The organism is Micromonospora sp. LZ34 (genome assembly GCF_052981855.1).
This window is the reverse complement of the sequence record NZ_JBRIQN010000084.1, coordinates 1-14,885: the sequence shown is the minus strand read 5'-3', so window position 1 is coordinate 14,885 and position 14,885 is coordinate 1. Positions and strand designations below refer to the sequence as shown.

16 protein-coding genes and 1 pseudogene are annotated in these 14,885 nt (G+C 70.9%); 11 read left to right on the top strand and 6 right to left on the bottom strand.

All coding sequences use genetic code 11. The annotated features are described in order from the left end of the window. Positions 1 to 675: 675 nt before the first annotated feature. Together ACVCAH_RS35930 and ACVCAH_RS35925 are read left to right on the top strand one after the other, a co-directional pair. The gene (locus ACVCAH_RS35930; protein WP_091347106.1) at positions 676 to 1,230 is read left to right on the top strand and encodes an RNA polymerase sigma factor; all 555 of its coding nucleotides are present in this window, start codon (positions 676 to 678) and stop codon (positions 1,228 to 1,230) included. Continuing rightward, on the top strand, positions 1,230 to 2,246 hold the full coding sequence (locus ACVCAH_RS35925) for a CU044_5270 family protein (protein WP_447140672.1): 1,017 nt from the start codon (positions 1,230 to 1,232) through the stop codon (positions 2,244 to 2,246). The genes ACVCAH_RS35930 and ACVCAH_RS35925 overlap by 1 nt, the downstream gene beginning before the upstream one ends. Before the next feature lie 179 nt (positions 2,247 to 2,425). Here ACVCAH_RS35925 and ACVCAH_RS35920 read toward each other — a convergent pair. Beyond that, positions 2,426 to 2,713, bottom strand: a pseudogene (locus tag ACVCAH_RS35920) (tyrosine-type recombinase/integrase); the annotation flags it as partial. A 266-nt stretch (positions 2,714 to 2,979) separates the two neighbouring features. Here ACVCAH_RS35920 and ACVCAH_RS35915 point away from each other — a divergent pair. The 5 genes from ACVCAH_RS35915 to ACVCAH_RS35895 all read left to right on the top strand — a co-directional run bounded on the left by ACVCAH_RS35915 (position 2,980) and on the right by ACVCAH_RS35895 (position 8,393). Next, positions 2,980 to 3,696 carry a helix-turn-helix domain-containing protein gene (locus tag ACVCAH_RS35915; protein ID WP_447140671.1) on the top strand — a complete coding sequence of 239 codons (717 nt, stop codon included), beginning with the start codon at positions 2,980 to 2,982 and terminating at the stop codon, positions 3,694 to 3,696. Next, positions 3,693 to 4,952 (top strand): MFS transporter, encoded by a 1,260-nt coding sequence (locus ACVCAH_RS35910; protein WP_447140670.1) that lies wholly within the window; start codon positions 3,693 to 3,695, stop codon positions 4,950 to 4,952. The genes ACVCAH_RS35915 and ACVCAH_RS35910 overlap by 4 nt, the downstream gene beginning before the upstream one ends. 502 nt (positions 4,953 to 5,454) lie before the next feature. Then, positions 5,455 to 5,967, top strand: a complete 513-nt coding sequence (locus ACVCAH_RS35905; RefSeq protein ID WP_447140669.1) for a SigE family RNA polymerase sigma factor — start codon at positions 5,455 to 5,457, stop codon at positions 5,965 to 5,967. Continuing rightward, a complete protein-coding gene (locus ACVCAH_RS35900) occupies positions 5,964 to 7,376 on the top strand; it encodes a hypothetical protein (RefSeq protein WP_447140668.1) in 1,413 nt (470 codons plus the stop codon). The genes ACVCAH_RS35905 and ACVCAH_RS35900 overlap by 4 nt, the downstream gene beginning before the upstream one ends. A 111-nt stretch (positions 7,377 to 7,487) precedes the next feature. Beyond that, a complete protein-coding gene (locus tag ACVCAH_RS35895; protein ID WP_447140674.1) occupies positions 7,488 to 8,393 on the top strand; it encodes an aminoglycoside phosphotransferase family protein in 906 nt (301 codons plus the stop codon). Here the strand turns inward: ACVCAH_RS35895 and ACVCAH_RS35890 are convergent. Both ACVCAH_RS35890 and ACVCAH_RS35885 read right to left on the bottom strand, forming a co-directional pair. Continuing rightward, entirely contained in the window at positions 8,352 to 8,918 is a 567-nt protein-coding gene (locus tag ACVCAH_RS35890; RefSeq protein ID WP_447140667.1) for a GrpB family protein, read from the bottom strand. The two genes, ACVCAH_RS35895 and ACVCAH_RS35890, sit on opposite strands and share 42 nt — an antisense overlap. After that, entirely contained in the window at positions 8,915 to 9,508 is a 594-nt protein-coding gene (locus ACVCAH_RS35885) for a GNAT family N-acetyltransferase (RefSeq protein ID WP_447140666.1), read from the bottom strand. Before ACVCAH_RS35885 ends, ACVCAH_RS35890 begins: the two co-directional genes overlap by 4 nt. A gap of 88 nt (positions 9,509 to 9,596) precedes the next feature. On the opposite strand from ACVCAH_RS35885, the gene ACVCAH_RS35880 reads away from it, so the two are divergent. Further along, the gene (locus tag ACVCAH_RS35880) at positions 9,597 to 10,271 is read left to right on the top strand and encodes a hypothetical protein (RefSeq protein WP_447140665.1); all 675 of its coding nucleotides are present in this window, start codon (positions 9,597 to 9,599) and stop codon (positions 10,269 to 10,271) included. A gap of 252 nt (positions 10,272 to 10,523) precedes the next feature. On the opposite strand, the gene trpS is transcribed toward ACVCAH_RS35880, so the two are convergent. The 3 genes from trpS to ACVCAH_RS35865 all read right to left on the bottom strand — a co-directional run bounded on the left by trpS (position 10,524) and on the right by ACVCAH_RS35865 (position 12,310). Continuing rightward, the gene (gene trpS, locus ACVCAH_RS35875) at positions 10,524 to 11,582 is read right to left on the bottom strand and encodes a tryptophan--tRNA ligase (RefSeq protein ID WP_447140664.1); all 1,059 of its coding nucleotides are present in this window, start codon (positions 11,580 to 11,582) and stop codon (positions 10,524 to 10,526) included. Between the two features lie 81 nt (positions 11,583 to 11,663). Further along, positions 11,664 to 11,840 carry a hypothetical protein gene (locus ACVCAH_RS35870; RefSeq protein WP_447140663.1) on the bottom strand — a complete coding sequence of 59 codons (177 nt, stop codon included), beginning with the start codon at positions 11,838 to 11,840 and terminating at the stop codon, positions 11,664 to 11,666. Positions 11,841 to 11,872: 32 nt separating this feature from the next. Beyond that, positions 11,873 to 12,310, bottom strand: coding sequence for a PRC-barrel domain-containing protein (locus ACVCAH_RS35865; protein WP_447140673.1), 438 nt, complete (start codon positions 12,308 to 12,310; stop codon positions 11,873 to 11,875). 286 nt (positions 12,311 to 12,596) lie between these two features. Here ACVCAH_RS35865 and ACVCAH_RS35860 point away from each other — a divergent pair, with 286 nt between their 5' ends. From ACVCAH_RS35860 to ACVCAH_RS35850, 3 genes are all read left to right on the top strand, one after another. Beyond that, positions 12,597 to 13,064 carry a hypothetical protein gene (locus ACVCAH_RS35860; RefSeq protein ID WP_447140662.1) on the top strand — a complete coding sequence of 156 codons (468 nt, stop codon included), beginning with the start codon at positions 12,597 to 12,599 and terminating at the stop codon, positions 13,062 to 13,064. 92 nt (positions 13,065 to 13,156) lie between these two features. Beyond that, positions 13,157 to 13,720, top strand: a complete 564-nt coding sequence (locus tag ACVCAH_RS35855; RefSeq protein WP_447140661.1) for an alpha-ketoglutarate-dependent dioxygenase AlkB — start codon at positions 13,157 to 13,159, stop codon at positions 13,718 to 13,720. A 63-nt stretch (positions 13,721 to 13,783) separates the two neighbouring features. Beyond that, on the top strand, positions 13,784 to 14,038 hold the full coding sequence (locus ACVCAH_RS35850) for an SCO4848 family membrane protein (RefSeq protein ID WP_447140660.1): 255 nt from the start codon (positions 13,784 to 13,786) through the stop codon (positions 14,036 to 14,038). The last annotated feature ends 847 nt before the right edge of the window (positions 14,039 to 14,885 follow it).

The following is a 14,885-nucleotide window of genomic DNA, read 5'->3' as shown; positions in this document are numbered from 1 at the left end:
CGACCACTTCGAAGCCTTTGCCACCATCGCGAGCACCCTGATCTGCTACCGCCGCCTCACCAAATGAGACGCGCCCTTAGAAGCGCATGGACGCCGAGCCTCTCGAAACTGAGACGCGTCTTGAGGATTCAACAACCGAAGACAACCGAAGACGTTGCCGAATTGACCTCTTATAGATCAAGGCGGCCCGCAAAGCGGGCCGCGCCGGTCCGGCCCCGGCCTGCTGGCGACCTCCGGCCGGCATCGGCCGGGCCGGCCGGCCACGCTGAGAGAGGACACGATCTGAAGACCTCGGGGCTCCGCCCCGAACCCCGGCCCTCCTCGGAGATCAGCCGGGCGGATCACCTCGCCGGGCACCACAAGGGCTACCAGCCTCCCCGGACGGGGACCAGGTCGTTCGTCCGGTAGGGCGCTCCACCTGGTCCCCGTCCGGGGAGGCTGGACGGTCTACGACTGTCCGACGAGGAGATCCGCTGAGTCCGCGTAACTTGAGCCGCAGGGAGTGGAATCAGGCGCTGAGCGTGTGGGAGCGTCGAGGGTCCCACCTGGCGAAGCTGTTGTACCCGGACGCAGCTTTGCCGCGGCGTGAGGCTCTGGTAGGTGGTTGCCGGTAATCATCGGGCCGGAGATGACACAAGCCACGGTGAGAGTTCGTCAACGAGGCGGGAGTCTTGGGTGGGTCCACCGGGGAAACGCGATGAGGATTGGTTCACCAGGGTCTACGCGGCCGATTACGGACAGGTTGTGAAGTACGGCCAGCGCCGGCTTGCCGACATGGAAGCGGCGGCTGAACTTGCTCAGGAGGTGTTCGTCATCGCCTGGCGGCGTCGCCGCGAGGTTCCGGACCGCAGCCTGCCCTGGCTGTACGGGGTGGCTCGGCGCCTGCTTGCGAACGAATGGCGAGCTCGGAGAGCTGCGCCGAATGTACTACCGATTACCGACGCTGGCCTTCTGCAGAAACCGGGCTCGTCCGGCGCCGACGCGACCGTGGGCGTAGCCGATCTTCAGGCCGCCCTAGCGACCCTCACCGACCTTGATCAGGAAATCCTCCGGTTGGTCGGTTGGGAGGAGCTGACGGTTGCCGAGGCCGCTCAGGTCCTTGGCTGTACCCGCACCACCGCCGCAGTGCGCCTGCACCGCGCCCGTAGACGCCTCAACGACGCGATGTCGTACCGACCTGGATCGCCGGCGCAGCAGCCGGTGCTGGCTAGTCCGCGAAAGGTTATGTGATGTTCGGAGAAGAGCGAACCCGCACCCTCCTCAAGCCGATTGACCCGGCCCGGCACAGCACCATCGCACCGCCCAGGCTGTCGGCACACGACTTGATCAACCGGGCTGAGGCTGTCGCGGAGCCGGTCGCCCATCGCCGTCAGGCACGCCCGACCCGCAGGCTGGTTCTGACGGCCGGGACGCTGGCCGTAGCGGTCGGCGCCGCAGCAATCGCCCAAACCTTCGGCCCGTCCAGCCCGGACACCTCGGAGATCGTCAGTCCATCCGGGGGGGATCCGGGGGTGGTGCTCGTGCCGGTGGCGTACGGCTCTGGCGCCCGTGATGCTGGGAGCCAGCTGCGCGCGTTGGCGAGCAGGCTCGTCGACGCGGAGTACGACAACCGCACCGGCCGGTACATGTACCACCACACGAAGACGTGGGGCGACCCAGTGATGACGTCCCCCGACGGTCGCCACCACGTCGCTTTCGCGGACGAGACCAAGGTCTGGCAGGCGGCCGACGGGACCGGTAAGCAGGTCACGACTCAACTTGAGCCGCAGTATCCAGACCAGGAGTCCCGGGACTACTGGCAGCGCAACCTCAAGCCCAAGGCTGCCGCCTCCGCCACCCCCGCTCCCGACAACATGCCCCTGCCACCGATGGACCTCGCGCCACTGCCGTCGGGACGGGCACAGCTGAACGAAATGCTCAAGATCAGGTTCGGCGCTGGCGCCGTCAGCAAGGAAGTCAGCACAGTTTACGGGCGGTATGTCGTTCCGCGTCAGACGCGCGCTGAGATCCTGCGGGTCCTTGCTGACGTGCCTGGGTTCCTGTGGCGGGGACAGGTGACCGATCGGGTGGGCCGGAAGGGCGTAGCCATCACCTTCGACGACCGCGAGCACAACCAGCAGTCCCTCCTGATCTTCGACCCCAACACCGGCGATCTGCTCGCCCACGAGCAGCTAGCCCTCTCGCCGATACGAATGAACGCCTACCAGGTAATCCTCCATACTGCCTGGACCGATCGACTCAACTGAATTACCGGTGCCGGGGCCGCCAACTCCACGGGTGGCCCCGGTCCGCGTCTTACCTTGGCGGTTGGGCCTGGGCCATTCACGGGCCATAAGCCGGTGTCAACGGAGGGCATTCCAGGCCGCCTGAGGCCATGTCAACCAGGCGGGACCCGTCCCATACAGCAGCGAAGTACAACAGTAGATCACTCCGTCCCCGGGCCGCTCATCCGCTCGCGCAGGCGCTTCAAAGCCTCGCGGGTCTGCCTGGAGCCGACCTTGGTGTAGATCTCCATCGTGACCTTGAAGTCGGCGTGCTGCAGGATCTGCATTGCCACCCGAGGGTGCACGTCGAGGTCCGCCAGGACGCTGGCGCAGGTGCGCCGGGCACCGGGCGGAGTGAGCCGCCGCAGGCCGTAACGGTTTACCCGAGCTTCCCAGGCGCGATTGAAGTTCCGCGGCTCAATCGGCGTCCCGTAGCGGGTGGTGAAGACAGACCGAAGGAGCCGAGCAGCGCGGCGACCTCGGCGGGCGAGTACCACTTGTGGACTCGTGCCAGGTGCCGGGCTGCTGGTACTTGCCAGCAGTCATGGATGTGGAACAGCCAGACTCTGCCCGCTCCACCACGTCGCGTAGCAGTTCAAGCCGCGCGCGGTTAGTTACTCCTACGAAGAGTCCCGATCGAGCGGTCCGCGGGCCGCGGCTAAGAACATGCCAACGACTCGTTGCAAAGATAGCTTTGCATAGTTATCTTGGCATCATGACCGAGGATCCACACAAGCCTGGGTACGACTCCACGCAGGACGTAGTTCTCGACGCACGGACGCTACGCGGCGTAGCCCATCCACTGCGCCTGCGGTTGCTCGGCTCACTGCGCCATGAGGGACCGCAGACCGCCACCCAGCTGGCCGCCCGACTCGGCGAGTCCAGCGCAGCGACCAGCTACCACCTCCGCACACTGGCCGCTCACGGCTTCGTCACCGACGCGCCCGAGCTGGGCCGCGGCCGGGAACGCTTCTGGCGCGCCGTGCATCGCTCGACCTGGTTCGACGCTCCCGACCGGGACGCGCCGGAGCGTGAGCTCGGCGAGGCGTACCTGCGCACGGTCGCGCGGATGTACGCAGAGAACGTCGAGCGGTCCATCACCGAGCTGGCCGACTGGCCGCAGGAGTGGGTGCGGGCGGCCAGCATGAGCGACCTCACGGTCAGCCTGAGCGCCGCCGAGGCACAGCATCTCGCCGACGACATGATGGCCCTGCTGGTGCGGTATCGGGACCGGGCGGCGGACCGGGCGGGTGACGGATCGGAACGCGTCGCGATGACCACGCAGTTCCAGATCTTCCCGCGGCGCGGCCAACTGGACGCGCTGTTGGCGACGCGAGCCGAGTCCGTCGGCGGGCCCGGCACCGCGGGTGATGAATCGGCCGGGACCGCGGCCGATGAACCCTCCGATGCCGCGGACGGGGGCCGAGGATGAGTCAGCGGTCCGCGTACGGGTTGCTCATCGCCCAGGCGGTCTCGGTCACCGGCACCCGGATGTCGGTCGTGGCGGTGCCCTGGTTCGTGTTGCAGACCACCGGCGACGCCCTGCTGACCGGCGTCACCGCGTTCGTGGAGATGGGCGCCCTGGTCGCGGCGCGCATACTCGGCGGGCCACTGGTCGACCGGATCGGGTCGCGGATGGCCAGCGTCGGCGGTGACGTGATCGCCGGGCTCGTGCTCGGCGTGGTGCCCCTGCTGTACGCCGCCGGCCTGCTCGCCTATCCGGTCCTGCTCGTGATGGTCGGCCTGGTCGGGCTGTTCCGCGGGCCGTCGGACAACGCGAAGTACGCGATGGTGCCCGACGTCGCGGCCACCGCCGGCTGGAGTAACGAGCGTGCCGCCGGGCTGGCCGACAGCGTTCATCGCCTCGGGTCGCTGATCGGGGCGCCGCTGGGCGCGGTGCTGATCGCTCTGGTCGGCGCTCCCGCGGTCATCGCGCTGGACGCGGCCAGCTTCCTGCTCGCCGCCGCGCTGGTGGCGACACTCGTCCGGGTCCGGCGCGCCGAAACCGATCCGGCCGAGACGGGCCAGCGCACCGGTGTCCGCGGCTACCTCGCCGACCTCGGGGCCGGGCTGCGCTTCGTCCGGCACGATCCACTGCTCCGGGCGATCGTCGCGATGGTGCTGCTGACGAACCTGCTCGACCAGGCAATGACGGCGGTGCTGATCCCGGTGTGGGCGGCCGAGCGCTTCAACGACGCCGCACCCGTCGGGCTCGTGTTCGGCGCGCTCAGCGCTGGCGCCTTCGTCGGGTCGCTGCTCGTGTCGGTCTACGGCGCGCGATTGCCGCGGTGGCGCACGTACGCCCTGGCCTTCCTGCTCGGCGCCGTCCCGCGGATCTTCGTGCTGGCGCTGCCGGTCGGACTGCCGGTCATCGCGGGCGTCGCGCTCGTCGGCGGCGTGCTGATCGGGGCCATCAACCCGTTGCTGTCCGCCGCGGAGTTCGAACGCATCCCGGCCGACCTGCGGGCGCGGGTCCTCGGCGCGGTCGGCGGCCTGGCGTGGGCCGGTATCCCGCTCGGCGGGCTCGTCGGCGGCGTGCTCGCCTCCACGCTCGGCGCCACCGGCGGCATCCTCATCGTGGGCACGGCGTACCTGTTGGTCACCCTGGACCCGCTGGTCCGTCGGCGCACCTGGCGGCTGATGGACCGGCCCGCTCCAACCGCCGCCCCGGTCGCTGTGCCAACCTAACTCCGGCGTCACCGGCGCGAACCCCACTGGCGCCGGAGGCATCGGGTGGGAGGGTTGGAATCTCGCCGCGTTCTAAGCACGCTGCGCTCAACCCGTCTCAAACGACGACACATCCCCACCGACCGGCAACGAAGCCCATCAGTCCTTCCGGGCTGCCCCAAGTCTCGACAGCCCGCTACACGAAACCAGCGACAGTCGCCCACGCCGCAGGCGGCCGCGGAGCCGAGGCCGAGCCAGGCGCGCTTCGCGCGCCAGCCGAAGGTTAGGGGTTCGAGTCCATTCGGGCGCGCAGCAAATTGGGGAAGCCCCCGACCAGCCGAAACGGCGAGGTCGGGGGCTTTTTCGTGTGCATCGGGGTCGGATCAGGCGGTCATCGGACCCATCGGCCCCCGCTCACCGGACGAACGACGCCGGACATGGCAGCCATGATTGGCGAAAACCTCGCGCCGACGCCCCTCCACGATCCGTCGGATGAGCGTGTGAGCAGAGCAGGAGGTGGCGCGTGGATGCCGACCGGCAGTCGTTCGAGGCGTACGTTCAGACCCGTGGTCCGGGTCTTTCCCGGCACGCCTACCTGCTCACCGGCGATCACCATCTCGCCGAGGACCTGGTCCAGCAGACGCTGCTGCGGGTCGCCGGTCGGTGGAAGCGGGTGGTGGCTGGCGGTGACCCGGACGCGTACGTGCGTCGCGTCCTCTACCACCAGCACGTCTCCTGGTGGCGGTGGCGGGCCCGGCGGGTTCGGGAGGCTCCGCTGGAGGCCATCGACCGGCCGGTGCCGGACGAGACGGACGCGGTCGCCGTGACGCTCGCGATCCGGGCGGCGCTGGCCCGGCTCGCTCCCCGGCAGCGCGCCGCAATTGTGCTGCGGTACTTCGGCGACTTCAGCGAGGCGCAGATCGCCGACACCCTCGGCTGTCGGGTGGGGACGGTGAAGAGCCAACTGCGGGACGGGCTGGCCCGGCTGCGGGTGCTCGCCCCGGAGCTGGCGGAGCTGCTGGAGGTGGGGTCGTGAGCGATCGGGTGCTGACGGAGGTGCTGGGCCGGATGGCCGAGGAGTCCCGTCCGGCGCGGATCTCACCGGACACCTGGCGACGTGGCCGGCGGCGACGCCGGCGCCAGGTCGGGGCGGCGCTGGCGGCGTTCGTGGCGGTGTTGGCCGGCGCGCCGTTGCTGCTGCCCGCGCCGCCGGACACCGGTCCCACGCCGGCCGGCGCGGACCGGCCGGTGGTGCCGTCGCGGGTCTACCCACCGCTGACCGGGGAGGCGACCGTCACCGAGGACCCGCCCGGCCCGGCCGTCCTGGTGGTGGCCGGCGACCGGGAGCTGCGCGGCAGCGACATCTGGGGCTGGGAGGGGCGCAGTCTGGTGGTGGGACGCGACGGCGGCTACCGGCTGGCCCGTACGGTCGGGGAGACCGGTGCCGGGACGGACGATCTGCTGCTCTCGCCCGACGGTCGCCAGTTGGCCGCTCAACCCTGGCTGGAGGGCAGCCACTGGCCCGAGGACCCGGTCGGGCAGACGGCGATCCTCGACCTGACCACCGGCCGGGTGCGGCAGTACGCCGGTGGCCTGCCGGTGGCCTGGGCGCCGGGCGGCCGGTCATTGCTGGTCATGGCACAGAGCATCGACGGTCGGCTGGGACGGCTGAGCCTGCTCGACCCGGCCACCGGGGCGCTCCGCCAGCTTCCCCGGATTACCGGGAAGTTCCGCGCGGGCAACCTCGCCGCCTTCGCTCCGGACGGCTCCCGCCTCGCCGTGGCGACGACCGACGCGCTGCACATTGTCGACCTGGCCGCCGGCACGGCGCGTACCCTCGCTGCCCTCACCCCGCGCGACCGGCTCGCCGGGCCCGGCGCCTGGCTGCCCGGCGGCGACCGGATCGCCACCTGGTCGATGGGCGACTGCGAGGACGGCGGCAGCTGCGACGAGGAACGCCTGGCCCGGCGGCAGATCCGCATCGGCTACCGGGACGTACGCACTGGCGCACCGGCGACCGGCCCGGCGCTACCCCCCGCGCGGGGTTTGGCCGCCAGGCTGCTCGGATGGCAGCGCGACGGTGACGCCGTCGTCGCCGAGTACCAGCCGGAACAGGGGATAACCAAGCAGCCGGACGACCACCTCTGGTCCGAAACCGGCTGGACGCAGGTCGGCGCGGTCGAGTTGCGGGAGTTCCGCCCGGACGGGTCCCGACCCGAGCTGGTCGAACTGCCAGCCAGCGCCCTCTTCGTCGACGTGCCGGCCGACCTGCTGGACAACTTCGGCGGACCGTCGCCGTCCCGGGCCGAGGGGGCCGTCCGGTGGCTGCTCGCCATCTGGTGGCCCCTCGGACAGTTTCTGGTGGCGCTGGTCGGGCTGGTGCTGTCCGCGGTGGGCTGGCGACTGGTCGCCCGGCGGCGATCCCGACTTCGACACCGGTCATAGTGCGCCGCGCGGCGACCCTTCGGCTGGGCACGGGTGAAAGCGCGAGGCTGCCACGGCGTCGGAGAAATCACTGGCGGCAGCGACGCCCGGGCAGGAACCCTTCCACCCGTGATCCTCCACGACAACGAGATCCAGGTGGACGAGGCGCTCGTCCGGTCCTTGCTGCGGGAACAGCGACCGGAGTGGGCGGCCCTTCCGATCTCGCCCGCCGGCGCGGGCACGGACAACACCATGTACCGGCTGGGCGACGAGTTGCTCGTGCGACTTCCGCGCACCCCGGACAACGCCGAGGCCGTGCGGAAGGAGCAGACGTGGCTACCGCGGCTGGCGCCGCATCTTCCCTGTCGCATCCCGGAGCCCGTGCACGCCGGCACCCCCGGATCCGCGTTTCCGCTCGCGTGGTCGGTGTACCGCTGGATCGACGGCGACGAGGTCGGCCCGGGAACGGTCACCGACTGGTCGACCTTCGGTGCCGACCTGGCAGCGACAGTGCGGAGCCTGCACTCCACCCCGCTCATGGGCGCCGTGCGGCGGGACGAGCTCAGCTGGTACCGCGGCGGTTCCCTGCGCGACTGCGATCGGTGGATCACCGGGTGCTTCGACGACTGCCGCAGGATCTCGGGCCTCGACCTCGACGTCGCGACCCTGCAGGACATGTGGCGGACCGCTCTCGCCCTGCCCGAGCCGACCGGCCGACACGTGTGGCTGCACGGCGACCTCAAACCCACCAACCTTCTGGTACGGGAGGGAAGGCTGCACGCCGTCATCGACTTCGGGGGCCTCTCGGTCGGCCTTCCCGACGCCGAGCACGCCACCGTGTGGGATCTTCCGTCCGAGGCTCGACAGGCCTACTGGAGCACGCTGAACCTCGACGAGGTGACGTGGCTCCGAGCCCGGGCGTGGGCCCTCGCGGTGGGAGTCAGTGGCGTGTCGTACTACTGGGGCACCTACCCCTCTTTCGTGAGCGAATGCCTGTCACGCCTCCGCGCGATCCTGGAGGATGCCGGCGAGCCGTAGGCCTCTCGTCTCCATCTCCCGTACGAACTCCCGCTTCTCCCTCGTGTAGCGCTGAGGATCGGTGGCGTGCCGGGCCGCCAGGTCGCGTTTGAGGGCGAGGTACCGGTCGGCGTCTGCCGGATGCGAGCGCAGGTAATCGCGGAATGCGACGAGGCGACGCCAGTAGTGGCTGCCCTGCTCGGTGATGTGCAGGTGATGGGTTCGGAGACGGGTGACGTCCTCGGGGCCCTTCCGGAAGACCCGGCGGCTCGGATCGTCTGCCTCGGACTCGGGCGTGTAGATGTAGCCGATTCCTGCCAGCCGCTCAACGAGCTGCGGAAAGCCGTCGAAACTGCGAACGGCGGCAAGGATGTCGATGACCGGCTTGGCCGCCAGGCCCGGGACCGAGGTGCTTCCGACGTGTTCGACCGCAACCAGGCGGCCCTGGAGGGTGCCGGTCAGCAGCTCGGCTTCCTCCGCGTAGCGCACCGGCCAACTCGGGTCGTAGTCCTCAAGGTGTACCTCCGCCGTCCGATACCAGCTCATCCTTGCTGAGCCTCCTGCCGACCGCGGGTCGCAACGAGGCCCGCCCCGTGCCACTGCTCGGCGAGCAGCCCGTAGACCACGGTGTCCACCCACTCGCCCTTCGTCCAGTGGTCCCGGCGCAGGTGCGCTTCCCTGACCATGCCCACCCGCTCGCACAGCCGCGCCGACGCCTCGTTCCGGGCGTCGACCTGGGCGAACACCCGGTGCATGCCGCACTGCCCGAAGGCGACGTCGATCAGCGCGCGGACCGCCTCCGTGGCGAACCCGCGGCCGGACACCGACGGGTGGAAGGCCCAGCCCATCTCCCCGCGGGACAGCGTCCCGTCGGCCGGCCACAGGATGACATCGCCGACGACCCGACGCTCGTGCTCCGCCACCAGTGCCAGGCGGGACTCGGGCCCGCTGATGCCCGTGGCGCCGAGCCGCCGGGCGACCACCGTGGCCGCGAACTCGCGCGTCCACGGCTCCCACGGGATGTAGCGGGCAACGACCGGGTCGCTGTAGTACGCGAGCAGGGCGTCCGCGTCGTCGACCCGGTGCTGGCGAAGGTGCAGTCGCTCCGTACGGATGGGCAGTGTCAGGGCAGGCATGGTCCCAGTATCAAGATTCACGGCGCGCTCGACGGTCCTCGCCCCGGACGGGGTCGCGCGCCGCGCCGCCACGAACGACCATTCCTCCATGTTCCTGGCCGCCCTCGTCACCGTGTTGGCGTTCCTCGTCTGGTTGACCGTCGCCCGGCTTCGGTGGCTCAGCGTCGTGGTGCTGGCGGTGCTGGCCCTGCTCGCGGCCGCCACGGTCACCCTCGCCGCTGTCCAGCCCCGGGCGGCGGTGGAGGCACGCCTGCTGCTGTTCCTCGGGGTCGCCGCCACGCTGATCGTCGGCCGGTGGGTGCAGCGCCGCAGGCTGGGTGGCGGCGACCGGGTGCGCTGGCGCTGGCCGTACCGGATCGGGGTGGGCCTGGCTCTGGTCATCGCCTGCGGCTGCATGCCAGCGCTCGCCTGGGACGTCAACGACGACGGGTTCGTCCCGTCGGTGCGGGAGGTGGGCCCGCTGCCGGGCGGGCTCGCCATCCGCGGCACAGGCAGCGACCCGGAGTGCGGCACCGGTGGCTGTGCGGCCTCCTACCGGCTGGTGGGTCAGCCGGGCGAGCCGGCCGACCAGGTGGCCCGACGGTTCTGGGACCACCTGGTGGGGCAGGGCTGGCCGGCACCGACCGGTGGGCGAAGCTGCCGCCCGGTCGGCTGGCTGCTCGACACTCGCGAGACGTGCGTCGTGATCAGCACCGCCGAGGGCGTGGCCCGACTCGGCCTGGAAGGTGGTCGCCCCTACCCGCGGTACACCGAGCTGAGGTAGCCCGAACGAGCCGGACCGTCGTGGTCGCGCCCTGCGCCAGGCGGGGCCGGGTCGCCGGTGCGCGCCGGTGGGGGTGGGGCCACCTGGTCATGGTCGAGGCAGGCCGGATGCACGGCGTACGTGAGGTGCGCAAGGGTTGCCGCACCTCGGCCGCCTGCTTCGTCGGGGTCCGGTCGGCGACCGACCCGCTGCTGGTCTTCGCCTGACCGGCCGGTCCGCGGGCTGGGCGTCGGGCCGGCCGTACCCGATCGGTCAGGCCGCCGTCTCCGCGCCCTTGCGATACCGCTCGGCCCGGCGCCGCACCTGGGTGTACGCGCTGGTCAGCCCCATCGCCCGGCGTACCTCCAGCAGGGTTTGCCGCACCTCGGCGCGGGTCCGTTCGGTCCCCTCGACGATCAACTGGTCGATCAGGCCCCGATTCGCCTCGATCCGGGCCCGGCGTTCCCGGGTCGGGTCGAGGAACCGGTTGAGCGCGACGGCCAGCTCCTCCTTCACCTCGACGTCCCCGACCCGGCCGGCCCGGTAGCGCTGCTTCAGCTCCGCCACCCGGCCCCGGTCCGGATTGAACACGTCGTGGTACGCGAAGACCGGGTTCCCCTCGACGGCGCCCGGCACGTCGGCCCGCACCCGGTTCGGGTCGGTGTACATCCCCATCACCTTTCGGCGCACCGTGGCCGGGTCGTCGGAGAGCGAGATCGCGTTGCCCAGGCTCTTGCTCATCTTGGCCCGGCCGTCCGTGCCGATCAGGGTGGGCGTCTCCGAGGGGATCATCTCGGGCACCGGGAACACCTCGCCGTAGAGGTGGTTGAAGCGCCGGGCGATCTCCCGGGTCACCTCGACGTGCGCCGCGTTGTCCTTGCCGACCGGGACGACCTGGCCCTTGACGCAGAGGATGTCCGCCGCCTGGAGCACGGGATAGCCGAGCAACCCGTACGGCATCTCCTCCTTGCCGGCGTCGCGGGCCATCTCCTTCAGCGACGGCACCCGTTCCAGCCGGGGCACCGTCACCAGGTTCTGCAGCAGGGTGTTCAGGTCGCCGACCTCCGGGATGGCCGACTGGAGGTAGAAGGTCGCCGTGCCGGGTTCGACGCCGGCGGCGAGGATGTCGGTGACCATCTCGCGGGCGTTGCCGGCCACCCGCTCGATGTCCTCCCGACTGTTCCTCGTGGTGAGCATGTGCAGGTCGGCGATGATGAAGAAGCTCTCGTACCGGTGGTGCAGCCGCACCCGGTTGGCGATGCTGCCGACGTAGTGGCCGAGGTGCAGCCGCCCGGTCGGGCGGTCCCCGGTGAGCATCCGTGCCGTGGACATGGTGGTACGCCTTTCGTGCCGAAGAAAGAGGTGGGCGCGAACCGACCCGGGGCGGACGCCCCGCGGGTCGGTGGGATCGACTCAGTGAGCCGACCGCCATCGCGCGCCGTCGCGGAACCGCAGCCCGCCGGCACGAAGTACGTCGATGATGCGCTCGCGGCCGTCGCCGGAGCGGGTGGGGAACGTGGTCACGGCATCGAGCGGGAGACCGTCGACCGGGTCGACGACCTCCGGCGCGTAGCTGCTCGCCCGGACCATGCCGCTACGGTATCCGCTTCCCGGCGGGCGCGTCAGCCCTGCTGGTAGCTGTCCCGGTAGTAGCCGCCCACCCGGTCCCGGTACTCCGGCCGGTCGTACGCCTCCGGGTCGAAGGCCGGTGATCCCTTGACCTGCTCCCGGGTCCGGTCCACCTGCACGGTGCGCTCGAGATGGTCCACCCGGGCGATCGTGCCGACCGGCAGCAGCACCTTGCGACCGAGGATCCACGGGCCGGTGTCCACCACCAGCCACCGGCCGTCGGTGGCCCCGCTGGCCTCGTCGACCGAGCCGATCCGGCCGTCGGTCGCCTCCACCCGGTAACCCGTCAGGTCGACCGGCGTGCCGGGCCCGGGTGCGTCCGGGCCGTCGCCGGACCGGTCCTGCGCCGGCGCCGCGTCCGGCGTGGCCTGCTCGTACCCACCGGCGAGGGCGGCGGGGTCGCGCCATCTCCAGGGATTGAACGGCTGCACGGTCACCTCCGATTTGTGTCGACAACCCGTCGGATCACAGTGCCCAGCCGGCCGTTCCGGGAAACAACGCGGCAATTATCGGTTCACCGAAATGTCTCGTGCGAAATTCGTCATAGTCGTCGCCCGTCGATGGGCAGGGCGACGTATTCCCAGGTAGCAACGGTCGGCACCGTACTGCGACACATCCCCGCGCAATACGGAGTGTCCGCCCGGCACATTCGATGGGTGGGCACTGGTCGCCCATTCTGGTCCCCGCATCCGCTACAGAGGGAAAAAGGGGGAGCAGATGTATCGCACCATTCGGCGGCTCGGCGTCGTGCTCGCGCTCGCGCTGAGTCTCGTTGGCGGGGCGGGGGCCACCGCGCAGGCCGCGACGGTCAACCCGGTGACGCCGCAGTCGGCCTGCGGGCTCGGATACGTCGTCCAGGACCAGGACCCGATCCGGCACGCGCAGACCGGTGCCCTGCTCGGCACCGTCTACCTGCTCTACAACCCGATGGTCGGCTACGGCTGCACCGTCACCGTCAAGTCCGCCTACGTCGGCGAGTCGACCCGCACCCAGGTCTACCTCGCCGCCCAGTACCTGCCGACCCGGACCGACGACGGCAACCGGCTCTACGCGGCCGGCCCCACCAGGGCGTACGTCAGGGGCGGTTGCATCATCTGGGGCGGCTTCATGGCCGACCCGAGCGGCACGATCCACTACCACGAGCGGGCCAACCCCGCGATCGGTGGCATCGGCACCTGCTTCTGAGGTCGCCGGGGAGGCCCGCGCCCGCCGCGGGCCTTCCCCGGCCGGCGCCGGAAGCCCGGCGGCCGCCCCGGCGTGCCGCTACCGTCGGGCTGATGGGACGGATGCGCGGCATCCACGAACGGCCGGCGGGGTTGACCTACCAGCCGGAACTGGTCGACGTCGACGAGGAGCGGTCGCTGCTGGCCGCGCTGGCCGCCTACGACTTCCGCGAGGTCCGTATGCACGGGCAGATCGCCCGGCGCACCGTCCGGCACTTCGGCTACGACTACGACTACGGCTCCTTCCAGCTCACCGCCGCCGAGGCGTTGCCGGTGGAGCTGCACGGGGTCCGCCGGCGCTGCTCCGCGCTCGCCGGCCTGCCGGCCACCGCGCTCGCGCAGGCCCTGGTCACCCGCTATCCGCCCGGGTCGGTCATCGGCTGGCACCGGGACGCGCCCGCGTTCGGACCGACGGTGGTCGGGCTGTCGCTGGGCTCCGCCTGCCGCCTGCGGTTTCAGCGCGGCAAGGCCGACGACCGCCGGGTGTACGAGGTGGAGCAGGCGCCCCGGTCGGCGTACGTGCTCGCCGGGGCGGCGCGGTCGAGCTGGCAGCACAGCATCCCCCCGGTGCCCGAGCTGCGTTACTCGATCACGTTCCGCCAGCTTCGCGCCGGCTGACCTGCGGCAGTGCCCTGCCCGTCGCGCCGCCGGCGGGATCGGCCGCTGGCATACTCGGCAGCCATGGTGCTGTCGCGCGGCTGGGCGCTCTTCCTCACCGGGGTCGGTATCTGGACCTGGGTGATCTGGCCGAGGTTCGCGGTCGCCATCTGGAACGACCCGCGGTCCTGGTCCACCGGCCGGGTCGGCGAGTTCCCGGCGACCGGCTTCCTCTGGGTCCACGCCCTGCTGATCGCGGCGTCCCTGGTCATCGGCACCACCGTCGGCGTCCTCGGCATCCGTGCCTGGCGGGCCGCCCGCCGCCCGCCCGTCGACTGAGCGTCCTGGTGGGGTCGTCCACCGTCCGTCTGCGCATGTCCGGCGTGGTCGGGCTGCCGTCGTCCGACTGAGCACGTCTGGCGTGGCCGCCCACCGCCGTCGGCCGTTGGTTGGACGGCCGGAACGCCCTGGATCCGGTCACCGGCCAGCGGCCGACGCCGGCTGCGCCTGGTCGCGGAATGCCGGCGCCGCGGCTTGCGTTGTGCCCCCTGTCTGCGGGAGATCCGGGCCCCTGATTGCCGGCCGGCGCCCTCCGCCTCAACGTCGAAACTGCCGCTGACCAGCGCGGACGACGCCGACGGGCGGGGTGTGACGCGGGACGCGTCACCCCGATTTGACGATCAAACCCGCAGCCGCGTAACTTTCTCTCTGCCAGCGCGGAACGGGCAAACAGGGCGAATGTCCTGGAGGCTCGGACCGGGAATGGCACCGGAGCCGCGGGGGTTACACCCTGAGGAACCGGTCCGGGCGGTGCCCCGGATTCGCTGCGAGGCGGATTTGGTGAGGCGGAACCGACCGGGTATGGTTGACGACCGGCAGGGCACCGGGCGAGCTAGCGGGAAACCGCGGCGTCCGGCCTGCCAAATCCGACGATCAAGCGTGGTGGTTAGCCGCTGCGCGGGTTCGGCGGAGCCAACCCGTACGAAGCACGACAGACCGGGACACACGGTTTGACACGGCAGAGACGGTGAGGTAACGTAGTAAAAGTGCCCGGCGCGGGAGCGGCGGGTGGGACAGCCCCGGATGGGGGCCTCACGTTGTGGGGTTTCCGGATGGTGTGTGGTTGTTCTTTGAGAACTCAACAGGGTGCTTGATAAGCCAGTGCCAATTTGATTTATACCCCGGA